At 75.0% G+C, this 14843-nt stretch carries 13 protein-coding genes; 3 read left to right on the forward strand and 10 right to left on the reverse strand.

Annotated elements, in window-relative coordinates; genetic code table 11:
- Positions 1 to 21 precede the first annotated feature (21 nt).
- Positions 22 to 876 carry an LURP-one-related family protein gene (locus ACZ5FU_RS08515; protein WP_468834296.1) on the forward strand — a complete coding sequence of 285 codons (855 nt, stop codon included), beginning with the start codon at positions 22 to 24 and terminating at the stop codon, positions 874 to 876.
- A 6-nt stretch (positions 877 to 882) separates the two neighbouring features.
- On the opposite strand, the gene ACZ5FU_RS08520 is transcribed toward ACZ5FU_RS08515, so the two are convergent.
- Both ACZ5FU_RS08520 and ACZ5FU_RS08525 read right to left on the reverse strand, forming a co-directional pair.
- Positions 883 to 1983: a DMT family protein gene (locus ACZ5FU_RS08520; RefSeq protein WP_469045091.1), complete on the reverse strand. Its 1101-nt coding sequence runs from the start codon at positions 1981 to 1983 to the stop codon at positions 883 to 885.
- Positions 1980 to 2792, reverse strand: coding sequence for a phosphatase PAP2 family protein (locus ACZ5FU_RS08525; RefSeq protein WP_468834291.1), 813 nt, complete (start codon positions 2790 to 2792; stop codon positions 1980 to 1982). Before ACZ5FU_RS08525 ends, ACZ5FU_RS08520 begins: the two co-directional genes overlap by 4 nt.
- Before the next feature lie 315 nt (positions 2793 to 3107).
- Between ACZ5FU_RS08525 and ACZ5FU_RS08530 the strand changes: the two genes are divergently transcribed.
- Positions 3108 to 3752 carry a TetR/AcrR family transcriptional regulator gene (locus ACZ5FU_RS08530; RefSeq protein WP_451530567.1) on the forward strand — a complete coding sequence of 215 codons (645 nt, stop codon included), beginning with the start codon at positions 3108 to 3110 and terminating at the stop codon, positions 3750 to 3752.
- 324 nt (positions 3753 to 4076) lie between these two features.
- On the opposite strand, the gene ACZ5FU_RS08535 is transcribed toward ACZ5FU_RS08530, so the two are convergent.
- Positions 4077 to 5069, reverse strand: coding sequence for a DUF2510 domain-containing protein (locus ACZ5FU_RS08535; RefSeq protein WP_469045092.1), 993 nt, complete (start codon positions 5067 to 5069; stop codon positions 4077 to 4079).
- Positions 5070 to 5368: 299 nt separating this feature from the next.
- Between ACZ5FU_RS08535 and ACZ5FU_RS08540 the strand changes: the two genes are divergently transcribed.
- On the forward strand, positions 5369 to 8083 hold the full coding sequence (locus ACZ5FU_RS08540) for an ATP-binding protein (protein ID WP_451781508.1): 2715 nt from the start codon (positions 5369 to 5371) through the stop codon (positions 8081 to 8083).
- A gap of 93 nt (positions 8084 to 8176) precedes the next feature.
- On the opposite strand, the gene pcaDC is transcribed toward ACZ5FU_RS08540, so the two are convergent.
- From pcaDC to ACZ5FU_RS08575, 7 genes are read right to left on the reverse strand one after another with little or no spacing between them, the layout of a single operon-like run.
- On the reverse strand, positions 8177 to 9301 hold the full coding sequence (pcaDC, locus tag ACZ5FU_RS08545; protein ID WP_469045093.1) for a bifunctional 3-oxoadipate enol-lactonase/4-carboxymuconolactone decarboxylase PcaDC: 1125 nt from the start codon (positions 9299 to 9301) through the stop codon (positions 8177 to 8179).
- Complete coding sequence (gene pcaB, locus ACZ5FU_RS08550) at positions 9298 to 10626, reverse strand: 3-carboxy-cis,cis-muconate cycloisomerase (protein ID WP_469045094.1); 1329 nt, start codon at positions 10624 to 10626, stop codon at positions 9298 to 9300. The genes pcaDC and pcaB overlap by 4 nt, the downstream gene beginning before the upstream one ends.
- The gene (gene pcaG / locus ACZ5FU_RS08555; protein WP_469045095.1) at positions 10623 to 11228 is read right to left on the reverse strand and encodes a protocatechuate 3,4-dioxygenase subunit alpha; all 606 of its coding nucleotides are present in this window, start codon (positions 11226 to 11228) and stop codon (positions 10623 to 10625) included. The genes pcaB and pcaG overlap by 4 nt, the downstream gene beginning before the upstream one ends.
- A 6-nt stretch (positions 11229 to 11234) precedes the next feature.
- Positions 11235 to 12008: a protocatechuate 3,4-dioxygenase subunit beta gene (pcaH, locus tag ACZ5FU_RS08560; RefSeq protein WP_451530573.1), complete on the reverse strand. Its 774-nt coding sequence runs from the start codon at positions 12006 to 12008 to the stop codon at positions 11235 to 11237.
- Positions 12009 to 12021: 13 nt separating this feature from the next.
- Positions 12022 to 13227 (reverse strand): thiolase family protein, encoded by a 1206-nt coding sequence (locus ACZ5FU_RS08565; RefSeq protein WP_469045096.1) that lies wholly within the window; start codon positions 13225 to 13227, stop codon positions 12022 to 12024.
- Complete coding sequence (locus ACZ5FU_RS08570; protein WP_469045097.1) at positions 13224 to 13871, reverse strand: CoA transferase subunit B; 648 nt, start codon at positions 13869 to 13871, stop codon at positions 13224 to 13226. Before ACZ5FU_RS08570 ends, ACZ5FU_RS08565 begins: the two co-directional genes overlap by 4 nt.
- Complete coding sequence (locus ACZ5FU_RS08575; protein WP_469045098.1) at positions 13871 to 14653, reverse strand: CoA transferase subunit A; 783 nt, start codon at positions 14651 to 14653, stop codon at positions 13871 to 13873. Before ACZ5FU_RS08575 ends, ACZ5FU_RS08570 begins: the two co-directional genes overlap by 1 nt.
- Positions 14654 to 14843 lie beyond the last annotated feature (190 nt).

Raw genomic sequence — 14843 nt, forward strand, 5'->3', positions numbered from 1 at the left:
GGCTCGGGGTAGTGTGCCCCGGTGACCACGCATTCGAACACACCTTCAGGTTGGTACCCGGACCCGCACGGGGCCGACCGGACCCTGCGCTACTGGGACGGCTCCCGGTGGACCGAGCACACCCACGCCGAGCAGCAGGCGCAGGGCCAGCACCCCGTGCCGGCCCAGCAGTCGGCCCCGCCGCAGGTGCCCGCGCAGCCGGCCGCCGGCCCCGACCCCCGGGTGCAGCGCCAGGTGCAGCAGCAGGCGGGGGTCGCGGCGGGCGGTCCCGGTGGCGGCACGCTGTTCAGCGAGCCGGTGCTGGTGGTCAACCAGAAGGCCAAGCTGATCGAGCTGACCAACGAGTACAAGGTCATGGACCAGCAGGGCAACCAGATCGGTTCGGTCGTGCAGGTCGGCCAGAGCGCGCTGCGCAAGGTCCTGCGGTTCGTCGCCAGCATCGACCAGTTCATGACCCACCGCCTGGAGATCCGCGACGCCCACGGGCAGCCGGTCCTGCTGCTGACCCGCCCGCGCAAGTTCCTCAAGTCCCGGGTGATCGTGACGCGTCCCGACGGTCAGCCGGTCGGCGAGATCGTCCAGCAGAACGTCTTCGGGAAGATCAACTTCGCCATCAACGCCGGCGGCGGCCAGGTCGGCGCGATCAAGGCGGAGAACTGGCGGGCCTGGAACTTCGCGATCGTCGACCACGCGGGCAACGAGGTCGCCCGGATCACCAAGACCTGGGAAGGTCTGGCGAAGACCCTCTTCACCACCGCGGACAACTACGTCCTGCAGATCCACTACCAGCTGCCCGAACCCCTGCTGAGCCTGGTCGTCGCCACCGCCCTGACGGTGGACACGGCCCTGAAGCAGGACTCGCGCGGCCTCGGCTGACGCCGGTCACCGCGAGGTGAGGCGCTCCGGTCCCGTGGCCGGCCGGGGCAGCAGCGCGGGTTCGGCCGAGGCCGTCCCCGGTTCCAGCGCGAGCACCGCGGCCACCGGGTGCCCCTCGGGTCCGTCGCGCCGGTCCCCGGGTCCGCGGTGTCCGTCGCCGCGGACCGCGGCACGCCCGCCGCCGTGTCGCGGACCGCGCCGGGACGTACGCCCCGGCGCGTACCCGCGGACGTGCCCCGGGGAACCGCCGCGGCCCGTCGAGGGCGCCGCGGCCGGCCCCGTCGCCGGTTCCGGCGCCGCACGGGACAGCAGCACCACGCCCCACGCGGAGAGTCCCGCTCCGGCGACCGCGAGGAACGCGCCCGCCGCCCCGCCCTGGAGCCGTTCGCCCAGCAGCGCGATGCCGATCACCGCGGCGGCCACCGGGTTCGCCAGGGTCACCACCGCCAGCGGGGCGCCCAGTCCGCCCCGGTAGGCGGTCTGCGACAGCAGCAGGCCACCGGTGGCGAAGGCGGCCACCAGCAGCGCCACCCCGACCACCTGCACGCCGAGCACCGGACCGGACCGGTCGGTCGCGGCCACCGTCACGGTCTGGGTGAGCGCGGAGGCCACCCCGGAGGCGAAGCCGGACGCGCTCGCGTGCCGCAGGCCGGGCCGGGCGCCGGGCCGGGCCAGCAGTCCGATCAGCGTGGCCGTCACCCCCGCCACCGCGACCGCCTCGGGCCCGCTCAGCACGTCGTCGGGCGCCGGGCCGGACGCCGTGACCAGGATCGCGGCCAGGCCGAGCAGGGTCAGGGAGGTGCCCCGCCACTCGGCCGCGCCGACCCGCCGTCCGGCGAGGCGCGCGCCCAGCGGCACCGCCGCGACCAGGGTGAGCGCCCCGAGCGGCTGCACCACGGTCAGCGGACCGTACGCGAGGGCCACGACGTGCAGCAGGGCGGCCCCGGCGTTGAGCCCCACCGAGGCCCACCAGGCGCCGCTGCCCAGCAGCCGTACGAATCCGGTGCCGGGGGAGCGGGCGGCCAGCCGTTCCTGGGCGACCGCCGCGGCGGCGTAGGCGATCGCCGAGAACAGCGACAGGACGACGGCGACGAGGGCGGCGCTCATCGGCCCGCCCCCACGAGCACCTTCTCCACGGCCGGTCCCACCGGCCGGCCGGTGGGCGCGCCGCGCCCCGCCCCGGCTCCCGTCGCCGTGCGCCGCGGCGCACGGACCACCGCGAGGGCCGTCCCGAGCAGCGCCGAGGCGACGAGCGCGTCCAGCCAGTAGTGGTTGGCCGTGCCCACGATCACCAGCAGGGTGACCAGCGGGTGCAGCAGCCACAGCCACCGCAGCCGCGACCGGGTGGCGACGATCAGCCCGACGGCGACCATCAGGGCCCACCCGAAGTGCAGCGAGGGCATCGCCGCGAACTGGTTCGACAGGGTGTCCGTCCGCGGGGGCCCGTACACCGACGGCCCGTACACCCGCGCGGTGTCGACCAGTCCCGTCGCCGTCAGCATCCGGGGCGGCGCCAGGGGGAACGTGAGATGGACCACCAGCGCGGCGGCCGTGACACCGGCCAGCACCCGGCGGGCCCAGAGGTAGTGCGCGGGGCGCCGCAGGAAGAGCCAGACCAGGAAGGCCGCGGTGGCGGGGAAGTGGACGGCCGCGTAGTAGGTGTTCGCGCCCCGGACCAGGCCGTCGCCGTGCAGCAGCAGGGACTGCACCGTGCCCTCGTCCGGCAGCCGCAGCCACCGTTCCGCGTCCCACACGCGGTGCGCGTTGCCGAAGGCCTCGGCGGTGCGGCCCGCGGCCGGCCGCCGGCCGGCCTTGTAGGCGAGGAAGAGTCCGGCGACGAGCAGGAGCTCCCGGATCATCGGCGGCCGTGCCGGTGTGGCCGGCTCCGTTTCTGCAGGCTCGGTGCGGGCATTCATCCCCCGGCCCCTTCGCTGACGTGGTGCGTGTGAGTGGTGCGTGTGCGCTGTGCGCGTGCCGTGCCCGTGCCGGTGCGCGCGACGGTGCGTGCGACTCGCGCGGGCTTGTGCGGGTGCGTCGGTGTGCGGGTCCGTGACCCGCAGACAGCATCGATACGACGTCGTACCGATACGCCAGTGTACCGATACGCGCGAGTACCGGTACGCGTGGGTATCGGTACGCGTGAGTACCGGTACACTGGCGTATCGATCGACACGGGGCACACGGGAAGCGGCCCGTACGGGGCCGTGGGACGGCAGTGAGGAGAAGGGCCGATGACGTCGCAGGCCGCGGACGGGCCGGAATCGGTCGCCGCCTCGCGCCGCTCCAAGCTCACGCCCGAGCGTGAGCAGGAGTTCTTCGACGCCGTCCTGGAACAGATCCGCGAGTGCGGGTACGAGGCCGTCACCATGGAGGGTGTCGCCACCAGCACCCGGTGCAGCAAGTCCACGCTCTACCGGCAGTGGAAGACCAAACCGCAGTTCGTGGTGGCGGCCCTGCGCTCCCGCCGGCGGTCGCGGCTCGCCGGGATCGACACCGGATCGCTCGCCGGCGACCTGCGCGAGGCCGCGCGGGGAGCCGCCCGGTGGTCCATCACCGACACCAAGCTCCTCCAGGCGCTCGGGCACGCCGTCACCCAGGACGCGGAGCTGGCGGGCGCGCTGCGCGAGGCCATCGTCGAACCCGAGATCGCCGCCCTGCGGGAGATCCTGCGGCGGGGTGTCGAACGCGGCGAGGTGGCGGCCGGCCACCCGGCGCTGGAGTACATCCCGGCCCAGATGTTCGGCGTCGTCCGCGCCCGTCCCGTGGTGGACGGGGAGTACGCCGACGAGGAGTACCTGCTGCGCTTCGTGGAGGCCGCCGTGCTGCCGGCGCTCGGCCTCGGAGCGGAAAGACCCAGGCCGCCGTCCGCGGGATGACCGGACGGTGACCTGCTCGCGCCGCACCGTGGGGACGGGGGCGGCGCGCACCCCCGGCCGGGTGGGGTGCCCCTTGAGCGGAGGGGCGCCCCATCCGGCCGCCCGTGTGTCCGGGGCGGCCGGGCGGCCGGCGGGGCCGCTCGGCCGAAAGCGGGCCGGACCGGGCCCGTCGGCCCGGTCCGGCCCGCGCCGTCACGGCCGGACCCGCGCCGTCACGGCCGGACCCGCGCCGTCACGGCCGGACCCGCGCCGTCACGGCCGGACCCGCGCCGTCACGGCCGGACCCGTGCCCGCCCGGCGCGCGCCGGACCGGCGGTCCCGCGTTCAGACCCCCTGTCCGCTGCCGCTGCCCGTCGACACCTTGATGCCCTTGGTGATCTGGTCGATGACGGACACCTCCTGGTCGGCGTCGACGCCGAAGCGCAGGACCACGATCCGCTTCGTGTCCGCCGGCGCGGGGAAGGCCAGGGACTGGACATAGCCGTCGGCCCCCTTGCTCGTGACCGCCTTCCAGCGCACCAGGTAGCCCTTCTGGCCGGCCACGGTCACCGCCCGCGAGGCGAGGACCTGGTGCGAGGTGATCTCGCCGTACGTGGTGCCGCCGTACGACTCCTCGGCGTTGACCTCGATGTCCGCCTTGGCCACGGCCTCCGCGGTGGAGCCGGCCACCTGGGCCGGGGCCGAGTACGCGCCGCCCTTGGTGCAGGTCTTCGAGGTGTCGCCGGGGCACGCGTAGGAGGAGTCGGACGTTATCTGCGCGCCCACGTTCATCTCCTGCCCGCTCCAGCCGTCGGGGATGGGGATGCTGATGCCGTTGAGCGCGTCGGTCACCGCGCCGCTGTCGATCTTCGGCGCCGCCGACCCCTCGGGGGCCGGCGAGGCACCCCCCGAGCCGCCCGAGCCGCCGGAGCCGCCCGAGTCGCCGAAGGGGTCCTGCCCGCCGGACCCGTCGGGACCGCCGCGGCCGCCGGGGCCCTGCGCCGTACCCGGCCCGGCGGAGCCGCCGTCGTCCTTGGTCAGCGCGTACACGCCGACCCCGATACTGGCCAGGACCGCCACGGCCGCCACGACGGCCGCCGCGGTGCGCAGCCCGCGCCGCGAACCGGTGGACGGCGCCGACGGATGTGCCGGGTACGCCGGGTACGCCGGGAAGGCGCCGACCGTCGGGGCCTGCGCCGGCGCACCCCACGCGGCGGCCGAGCCCGCGGGACGGGTCCGGTCCGTCCATGCCCCGCCGTCCCACCAGCGCTCGGTGGGCGGGGCGTCATTCGTCTGCCCGGGGTCGGGGTACCACCCGGGGGGAGTCACCTGCGTCATGCCCCCACCGTATGAGGCATCGGTGAAAGTCGTATGAGAGGGACCGTCTCTTCTTCCGACCGTTCTTCCGGCGCCACCGCGGCACTGCGTGCCCCGGTGGCGTAAAATCGACGTCAATTCGCCGTGCGCACCGCCCCGTTGACGTCCGGGGGCTCCCCCGCAGGCCCGTGGGGCTCCGGCGGGGCGCCGCCCGTCGCCCGCCGGGGCAACGGCTGGGACGGACCACCCTCCGCGCGGCCCGCCGGACGGCTACGCTCGAGGTCCGGTACGTCGTTCGGGCGACTTGGGGAGGCAGCGCGATGACGGAGGTACGGCCGGCGGCGGCCCCCTCGGCCTCCCTGTGGGAGCGCGACGAGGCGGTGGCCGCCGTCGGACGGGTGGTGGACCGGCTCCGCGCCGACCGCTCCTCGCCGGGCCGGGTGCACCTGCTGCGCGGCGACGCGGGGTTCGGCAAGACGGCGCTGCTGGCCGAGACCCGGCGCATCGCCGAGGCCCGCGGCTGCACGGTCTGGTCGGCCCGCGGCGGCGAGACCCTCAGGTCCGTCCCCTTCAACGTGGTGCGGCAGCTGCTCCAGCCCGCCCTGCTGTCCCTGCATCCGGAGGAGGCCCGCGAGTACCTCGGCGACTGGTACGACATCGCGGGCCCGGCCCTCGGCATCGCCGAACCCGGCGAGGGCCACGCCGACCCGCAGGGCGTGTGCGACGGCCTCGTCGCCGCCGTGACCCGGCTGGCCCGGCGGGAGTGGCCGCTCGTCCTGCTGGTGGACGACGCGCACTGGGCCGACCAGGAGACCCTGCGCTGGCTCGCCGCCTTCGTGGCACGCCTCGACGACCTGTCCGTCCTGGTCGTCGTGGCCTGCCGGACCGGCGAGGTCAAGGGCGACGCCGCCCAGTACCTCGACGCGGTCGCCGCGGCCGCCGGACCCTCCGTCACCAGCCTGAGCGCCCTGACCCCGGAGGCGGTCGCCGGTCTCACCCGCGCCACCCTCGGCGCGCACGCCGACGACCCGTTCTGCCGCGAGGTCTGGGCCGTCACCGGCGGCAACCCCTACGACACCGTCGAACTCCTCGCCAAGGTGCGGGACCGGGCTCTGGTGCCCGGCGAGTCCTCCGCCACCGAACTGCGCCCGCTGAACCGCTCCGCGCGCGGCGGCGGCCTCGTCGACCGCCTGGAACAACTGGGCGTCGACGCCACCCGGTTCGCCATGGCGGCCGCCATCCTCGGCGCCGGGATCACCGTCGACCAGGCGGCCCGGCTCGCCGGCATGCGCCACGGGGTGGCGGTCCGCTGCGCCGAACTGCTGCGCACCGCCCGCATCCTGACCGCACCCGACGCGACGGCCGTGCCGGTCGACGACGGCGACCTGGAGTTCGTCCACCCCCTGATCGCCACCGCCGTCTACGACTCCATCCCCGAGGGCCTGCGCAAGGCGATGCACGGCATCGCCGCCCAGGTCGTCATCGACGCCGGCAAGGGCCTCGCGGCGGCCTCCCGGCACCTGCTCCAGGTCCACGCGGACGACGACGAGGAACTCGTGGAGCAACTGCGCGAGGCCGCCCGCGAACACCTCGCCGTCGGTGCCCCGGACGCGGCCCGCCGCTGTCTGGAACGCGCCCTGGAGGAACCGCCCGCACCCGACGTGCGCCCCTGCGTCCTCTACGAACTGGGCTGCGCCACCCTCCTCACCTCGCCCGCCAGGACCATCGAGCACCTGCGGACCGCGCTCGCGATGCCCGGCCTCGACAACGCCGGACGGGTCGACGCCGTCTACCGCCTCTCCCAGGCCCTCACGCACAACGACCAGTTGGAGGAGGCCGTCCGCACCGTCGAGGCGGAGGCCGCCCGGCAGCCCACCGGACCGGCCCGGATGCGGCTGCGGGCGGTGCAGTTCATGTGGGAGGGCATCCACGCCGGCGAGACGACCTCACCCGGCCGCTCCGCGAAACTCGCCGAGCTCGCCGCCACCTGCGCCGGCCGCGACAACGCCGAGCGCGCCCTGCTCATCCTGCGCGGCTTCGACGCCATGACCCACGGCGAGAACGCGGAAGTGGTCGTCGAACTGTGCGACCGCGCCCTGGTCAACGGCCGCCTCGCGCCCGGCCTCGGCTGGACCGACCCCGAGTGGGGCCTCGAACTGCTGATGATGCTGGCCAGTTCGTACGCCTACACCGACCGGCTCGACCGCGCCGAAGCCCTCTTCAACGAGGCCCTGCGCGCCTACGTCACGGCCGGCTGGAGCGGCGGCCACCTCGCCCTGGCCCACGCCTACCTCGGACTCGGCCTGCGCCGCCGGGGCCGGCTGCGGGAGGCGGAGGAGTCCCTGCGGGAGTCGCTGCGCATCGCCGAACGCGTCGGGCGCGGCCTGCCCCTGTACTGGTCGGCCACCTGCAACCTCGTCGACACGCTCCTCGCCCGCGGACACGTCCAGGAGGCCTGGGACGTCGCCGAGCAGTACGGCTTCGCCCCGCCCTACCCGTCCACGATCGTGCTGCCCGACCCACGGTCGGTGCGCGGCCGGCTGCTGCTGGCCGTCGGCCGCACCCAGGACGGCGTGAACGAGCTGGAGGAGGCCGAGAAGGCGGCCGCCGCCCGCGGCCACCTCAACCCGGTGATGGTGCCCTGGGCCGCGGACCTGGCCCGGGCCCTCGCCACCGAGGACCCCGCCCGCGCGGCAGGACTGGCCTCCGCCGCCCGCCGCCAGGCCGAACGCTTCGGCACCGACACCGCCATAGGCGAGGCCCTGCGCTGTGCCGCCGCCCTGGAGACCGGCCAGCGCGCGGTCCGCCTCGCCGCCCAGGCGGTCGCCTACCTGGAGGCCTCGCCCTGCCAGTACGAACACGCCGCCGCCCGGGTCGAGTACGGCATCGTCTCCCGCTCGGCCTCCGAACTCCAGCGGGGCCTGGCCCTCGCCCGTTCCTGCGACGCGGACGGCCTCGCCGCCCGGGCCCGGACCGCCCTGGACGCCCTCGGCGCCCCGCCGCCCGGCCGGATACCGGGCCAGACCCGCAGGTGAGCGCCTGCCGGGGGCGGCCCCGGACCGCTCCCGGGCGGTGAGCCCGGCCCACCGTGCCGGACCGGTCCGGCCGGGGCGCGGGGGCCCGCGGGGTCACCCCTCGTCGTCCTCCTCCGCCAGCACGCGCTGGGCCGTGGCGAAGGCGGAGTTCGCCGCGGGGACCCCGCAGTAGACGGCCGTCTGGAGGAGGACCGCGCCGATCTCCTCCGGGGTGAGCCCGTTGCGCCGGGCCGCCCGGACGTGCATGGCCAGCTCCTCGTAGTGGCCGTGGGCGACCAGCGCGGTCAGGGTGATCATGCTGCGCTCACGGCGGCCGAGCGTCGGGTCGGTCCAGATCTCGCCCCAGGCGTAGCGGGAGATGAAGTCCTGGAACCGGGCGGTGAACGGCGTCTGGCGGGCCTGCGCCCGGTCCACGTGCGCGTCCCCGAGCACCTCCCGCCGCACCCGCACGCCCTGCCCCGGGCCCTCGCCGAAGTGGGCGCGCAGCGCGGTCAGCACGGCCCGCGGACACTGCGCGGGGGCCAGGTGGGAGGCGCCCGGGATCTCCACGAGCGCGGCGCCCGGCACCGCGTCCGCGATCTCCCGCAGATGCGCCGGCGGCGTCGCGGCGTCCTCGCGCCCGGCGACCAGCAGCGTGGGCACGGTGATCTCCGCGAGCCGTTCGCGCAGGTCGAACGCGGCCAGCGCGTCGCAGCAGGCGGCGTAGGCCGCCGGGTCGGCGCGGCGATGGTCGGCGATCAGGGCGGGGACCGTGAAACCACCGGCGAACCAGCGGGAGTCCGCGCCGTCCGCGACCGGGTCCAGCCCTTCGCGCCGCACCAGCGCGGCCCGTTCCCGCCAGGGCCGGGCGCCGTCGAAGTGGGCCGACGAGCAGATCACCGCGAGGGACGACACCCGCTCGGGGTGGTGCAGCGCCAGATGCAGCCCGACCGCCCCGCCCAGCGACACGCCGGCGTAGGCGAACCGCTCCAGGCCGAGGGAGTCGGCGAGGGCCAGCACGAGGCCGGCCAGGTCGCCGACGGTGGCGCCGGGACCGATCAGACCGGCGGCCGAACCGCCGTGCCCCGGCAGGTCCCAGCGGATCACCCGGTGCGCGGCGGACAGTTCGGGCGCGACCTCGTCCCACAGCGCGTACGAGGTGCCGAGGGAGGGCCCGAGGATCAGCGGGGGAGCGGACGCCGGACCCTCCGCACGGTGGTTGAGCAGCTTCTCGGTCAACGTCGCTCCAGCGCACGGTCGGTGAGGACACCGGCGGAACCGGTGTAGCGGGCGGGGTCGGTGAGGTCGTCGAGGTCGACGTCCTTCAACGCCGGTTCCTCGGCGAGGAGTTCGCCCAGGGAGCGGCCTTCGGTGAAGGTGCGCGGTGCGAGCCGGGTCAGCAGCTCCTTGGCGCGGGCCCGGCCGAGCACCGCCGACAGCTCGGCGGAGAGCCGCTCGGAGACGATCAGCCCGTGGGTGAGCCCGAGGTGCCCGCGCATGACGTCCGCGCGCACCCGCAGCCCCTCGGTCAGCTCCGCCGCGTCCCGGGCGGCCCCGCCGACCAGCCGCAGCAGGTCCCGCAGCGGCTCCCACTCCGCGTGCCAGGACCCGGCCGGCCGCTCGTCGCCCGCCACCAGGGCGCCGTACAGCGTGGCCGCGAGCTGGGGGGCCCGCAGGGCGGCGGCGGCGATCAGCGTGGACCGCACGGGGTTCGCCTTGTGCGGCATGGCCGAGGAACCGCCGCCGGTGCCCTCCGCGACCTCCGCGACCTCGGTGCGCGAGAGGGTGAGCACGTCGGCCGCCGTCTTCCCCAGGGCCCCCGCCGCGAAGGCCAGGCACCCGGCCAGGTCGGCGACCGGGGTGCGCAGCGTGTGCCACGGCAACAGCGGTGCGCGCAGGCCCAGTTCCCGCGCGTACGCGGCGGGCAGCGCGGTCGCGTCCGCGGCGCCGTACGCCGTGAAGGCCGCCAGCGTCCCGGCCGCGCCGCCGAGCTGGACGGGCAGGGCGTCCCGTACGGCCGTGATCCGGTCACGCGCGTCCAGCACCAGCGACCGCCATCCGGCGGCCTTCAGCCCGAACGTCGTCGGCACGGCGTGCTGGGTGAGCGTGCGGCCCGGCACGGGCGTGTCCCGGTGCTCGGCCGCCAGCCGCGCCAGCGCCCGCTGCGTACGGTCCAGGTCGGCGAGGACCTCCTCCAGCGTCCGCGCCGCGACCAGCATGGCCGCCGTGTCCATGATGTCCTGGCTGGTGGCGCCCCGGTGGACGTACGGCCCGTACTCCGTGCCGACCGCCTCCGTCAGGTCCGCGACCAGGGGGATGACCGGGTTGCCGCCGCTCCTTGCGCGCGCGGCGAGGGACCCCGCGTCGAAGGCGCCCGCGGCGGCCTCGGTGACGGCCCGGCCGGCCGCGGCCGGGGCCAGGCCCAGCGCGGCCTGCGCACGGGTCAGCGCGGCCTCCGCGTCGAGCAGCGCCCGCAGGTGGGCCGCGTCGCTCGTCGCGCGGGCCGCCGGGGAACCGGTCCACCCGGGGGCGAGCAGACCCGCGTCCGACTGATCAGCTGTCACCGGAACTCCAGGAAGACCGTCTCGCCCTCGCCCTGAAGGCGGATGTCGAAACGGTAGACGCCGGTGCCGTCGCCGGCCGCGATCAGCGTGTCGCGGCGCGCCGGGTCGAGCCCGGTCAGCAACGGGTCGCCGGCGTGCGCGGCCGTGTCCTCGGGCAGGTAGATCCGGGTGAACAGATGGACGAGCAGCCCGCGCGCGAACACGCACGCGCTGAGGTACGGGGCGCTCAGCCCGCGCGCGCCGGGCCGCAGCGTGCGCGCGTACCAGTGCCCGTTGGCATCCGTCTGGACGCGGCCCCAGCCGGTGAACTCCACACCGTTGCGCCCCAGGTAGCCGCCGGTCGAGGGGTCCCGCCGGATCGAGCCGTCGACGGCGGGCATCCGGCCGTCCGGGTCCGGGCCCCACAGCTCGACGAAGGCGTCCGGCAGCGGCCGCCCCTCGCCGTCGTACACGTACCCCTGGACGGTGATCGTGTCGGGGTGGCCGACGGGCGCGATGTCGCCGCCGCCGGGGAAGGGCAGCGCGTACCCGTAGAAGGGGCCGACCGTGTGCGACGGGGTGGGCGGCACGCTCTCCGTGCCGCTGGTGTCGATCTTCGTCATGGCGGGTCAGCGTCCTTCTTCGATCCAGGTGGCGTTCGGGCCGTCCAGCACGATGTCCCAGTGGTAGCCGAGCGAGAACTCGGGCACGGACAGGCCGTGGTCGTAGGTGGCGACCAGCCGCTGTCGCGCCGCGTCGTCCGTCACCGACTGAAGGATCGGGTCGTAGGGGAACAGCGGGTCGTTCGGGAAGTACATCTGCGTCACCAGCCGCTGGGTGAACGCCGAACCGAACAGCGAGAAGTGGATGTGCGCGGGCCGCCAGGCGTTGACGTGGTTGCGCCACGGGTACGGACCCGGCTGGATCGTGGTGAAGCGGTAGTGGCCGTCGTCGTCGGTGAGCGTGCGGCCCACCCCGGTGAAGTTCGGGTCCAGCGGGGCGTCGTGCTGCTCGCGCTGATGGGCGTACCGGCCGGCCGAGTTGGCCTGCCAGATCTCCACCAGCTGGCCGCGGACCGGCCGCCCGGAGCGGTCGAGGAGCCGGCCGGAGACGGTGATGCGCTCGCCGACCGGCTCGCCGCGGTGGTGCCGGGTCAGGTCGTTGTCGATCTCGGTGACGTCCCGCTCGCCGAAGGCCGGCGAGGCCAGCTCCACCAGCTCCGGGTCCCTGCCGACGTCGATGGTGACCGGCGGCCGCAGCGGGTGGCGCAGGAGGGAGGAACGGTAGGGCGCGTAGCCGCGGCGCGGATGGTGCTCGACGGGGGCGCCGCCCGCGAGCCGCTTCTCGTACGCGGCGTGCTCGGCCGCGATCTCCTGGTCGATGTCGGCTTGCGTGAGAGTCATGGGGATTCCCGGGTCACTGGCGTTCGAGGACGAGGGCGAGGCCTTGGCCCACGCCGATGCAGAGGGTGGCGACACCGACACCGGAGCCGCGGCGGGCGAGCTGGTGGGCGACGGTGCCGGCGAGGCGGGCGCCGGAGGCGCCGAGCGGATGGCCGAGGGCGATGGCACCGCCCTGCGGGTTGAGGATCGCCGGGTCGAACGCGGGCCACTCGGCCACGCAGCCCAGCACCTGGGCGGCGAAGGCCTCGTTCAACTCCAGCACGGACAGGTCGTCGAAGCCCCGGCCCGCCTTGGCGAGGGCCCGCTCGACCGCCTCGACGGGGGCGAGCCCGAAGTAGCGCGGGTCCAGGGCCGACACCCCGGTGGCGCTCACCCGGGCGAGGGGTTCGCGGCCGACGGCCCGCAGGCCCTCCTCGTCGACGAGGAGCAGGGCCGCCGCGCCGTCGCTGAGCGGCGACGCGTTCCCGGCGGTGACCGTGCCGCCCTCGGTGCGGAACGACGGTCTCAGCTTCGCCATCGCCTCCGGGGAGGCGTCCGGCCGCACCGACTCGTCGGCCGCGAACACCAGCGGGTCGCCCTTGCGGCGGGGGACCGTGACGGGGACCAGCTCGTCGTCGAACAGGCCCTGCTCCTGGGCCCGCGCGGCCTTGCGGTGGCTGTGCAGCGCGAACTCGTCCTGCCGCGCACGGCTGATCCCGTGCTTGTCGGCGATCAGCTCCGCGCTCTCGCCGAGCGGGATCGTCCACTGCGGGTCCATCCGCGGGTTGACCATCCGCCAGCCCAGCGTGGTCGAGTACAGCTCCGCGTGACCCGCCGGGAACGCCCGGTCGCTCTTGGGCAGCACGTAGGGCGCGCGGGTCATCGACTCCACACCGCCGGCCACGGCGATCGAGGCGTCCCCGACGGCGATCGCGCGGGCCGCCTGGATCACCGCCTCCAGGCCGGAGGCGCACAGCCGGTTGACGGTCACGCCCGGCACGGAGGCCGGCAGCCCCGCCAGCAGGGCGGCCATCCGGCCCACGTTGCGGTTCTCCTCGCCGGCGCCGTTGGCGTTGCCGAAGTACACGTCCTCGATCCGGGCCGGGTCCAACGCGGGCGTACGGGCCAGGAGTTCACGGATCGCGTGGGCGGCGAGGTCGTCGGGGCGCACCGAGGCCAGGGCGCCGTCGTAGCGACCGACCGGCGTGCGGACGGCGTCGACGACGTAGACGCTCTTCACCGCTGGATCTCCTCGGGGACGCGGACCTTGGCGGCCGTCTTCGCGACGATCTCCTCCGCGTCCACCCCGGGCGCGGTCTCGACGAGCACCAGGCCGTCCGCGGTGACGTCGAGGACGCCCAGGTCGGTCACGATGCGGTCGACGCAGCCCCTGCCGGTCAGGGGCAGCGTGCACTCGGCGAGGATCTTCGGGCCGCCGTCCTTCGCGGTGTGCGTCATGACGACGATGACGGTACGGGCGCCGTGGACCAGGTCCATCGCCCCGCCGATACCGGTGATCAGCTTGCCGGGGACCGCCCAGTTGGCGAGGTCGCCCCGCTCGGACACCTGCATCGCGCCGAGCACGGCGACGTCGATGTGGCCGCCGCGGATCATGCCGAAGGAGAGAGCCGAGTCGAAGAAGGAGGCGCCGGGCAGGACCGTGACGGTCTCCTTGCCGGCGTTGATCAGGTCCGGGTCGACCTGGTCCTCGGTGGGGTAGGGACCGGTGCCCAGGATGCCGTTCTCGCTCTCCAGCACCACCTCGACGCCGGCGGGGAGGTGGTTGGGGATCAGGGTCGGCAGGCCGATGCCGAGATTGACGTACTGCCCGTCCTCCAGCTCGCGCGCGGCGCGGGCCGCCATCTGCTCGCGTGTCCAGGCCATCAGCCGTTCACCCGTTCCCTCGTCGCGGGCGCCGAGACGGTCCGCTGCTCGATCTTCTTGTCGGCGGCCTGCTCGGGCGTCAGGGCCACCACCCGCTGCACGAAGATGCCCGGCACGTGCACGGCGTCCGGGTCCAGCCCGCCCGGTTCGACCAGTTCCTCGACCTCGGCGATCGTGATCCGCCCCGCCATCGCCGCGAGCGGGTTGAAGTTGCGGGCGGACCTGTGGAAGACGAGGTTGCCGTGCCGGTCCCCCTTCGCCGCCCTGACCAGTGCGTAGTCGGTGCGGATGCCGTGTTCCAGCACGTACTCGGTGCCGTCGAACTCCCGCACCTCCTTCGGCGGCGAGGCGAGCGCGACGCCGCCCTCGCCGTCGTAGCGCCACGGTAGCCCGCCCTCGGCGATCTGGGTGCCCACCCCGGCCGGGGTGTAGAAGGCGGGGATGCCGGCACCGCCGGCCCGCAGGCGCTCGGCGAGCGTGCCCTGCGGGATCATCTCGACCTCGATCTCCCCGGCCAGGTACTGGCGCGCGAACTCCTTGTTCCCCCCGATGTACGACGCGGTCACCCGGGCGATCCGCCCCGCGGCCAGCAGCACGGCGAGGCCCGACTCCATCGCCCCGCAGTTGTTGGAGACGACCGAGATCCCGGTGACGCCCCGCTCGTACAGGGCCTCGATGAGCACGCCCGGTACGCCGCTCAGCCCGAAACCGCCCACCGCCAGCGACGCGCCGTCCGGCACGTCGGCCACCGCCTCCAGGGCCGTGGCGACCACCTTGTCCATGCGTGCAGCCCCCTCTCTCTCTTCATGCCTCAGCCTTCAATTAATCAGGGCACTGACTATTTGGGCGAGGCGGTCCTCACGCTGCCATCGGTGGGCCGGGCCGTCAAGACTTCAGAGAAAGGTGAGGTCAAAGGCTTTTTCGTGCGGGCGGACAGTGGCCTGTTCTCCGGGTATCGTTCAGTGCACGTAC

The sequence above is a fragment of the Streptomyces sp. NPDC031554 genome (genome assembly GCF_055580685.1).

Bases quoted from the DNA above. Each gene is read 5' to 3' on its own strand.
- ACZ5FU_RS08570 (WP_469045097.1), bottom strand. From the start codon at position 13,871: ATGGCCTGGACACGCGAGCAGATGGCGGCCCGCGCCGCGCGCGAGCTG.
- ACZ5FU_RS08535 (WP_469045092.1), bottom strand. From the start codon at position 5,069: ATGACGCAGGTGACTCCCCCCGGGTGGTACCCCGACCCCGGGCAGACG.
- pcaG (WP_469045095.1), bottom strand. From the start codon at position 11,228: ATGACGAAGATCGACACCAGCGGCACGGAGAGCGTGCCGCCCACCCCG.
- ACZ5FU_RS08575 (WP_469045098.1), bottom strand. From the start codon at position 14,653: ATGGACAAGGTGGTCGCCACGGCCCTGGAGGCGGTGGCCGACGTGCCG.
- ACZ5FU_RS08530 (WP_451530567.1), top strand. From the start codon at position 3,108: ATGACGTCGCAGGCCGCGGACGGGCCGGAATCGGTCGCCGCCTCGCGC.
- ACZ5FU_RS08540 (WP_451781508.1), top strand. From the start codon at position 5,369: ATGACGGAGGTACGGCCGGCGGCGGCCCCCTCGGCCTCCCTGTGGGAG.
- ACZ5FU_RS08520 (WP_469045091.1), bottom strand. From the start codon at position 1,983: ATGAGCGCCGCCCTCGTCGCCGTCGTCCTGTCGCTGTTCTCGGCGATC.
- ACZ5FU_RS08525 (WP_468834291.1), bottom strand. From the start codon at position 2,792: ATGAATGCCCGCACCGAGCCTGCAGAAACGGAGCCGGCCACACCGGCA.
- pcaH (WP_451530573.1), bottom strand. From the start codon at position 12,008: ATGACTCTCACGCAAGCCGACATCGACCAGGAGATCGCGGCCGAGCAC.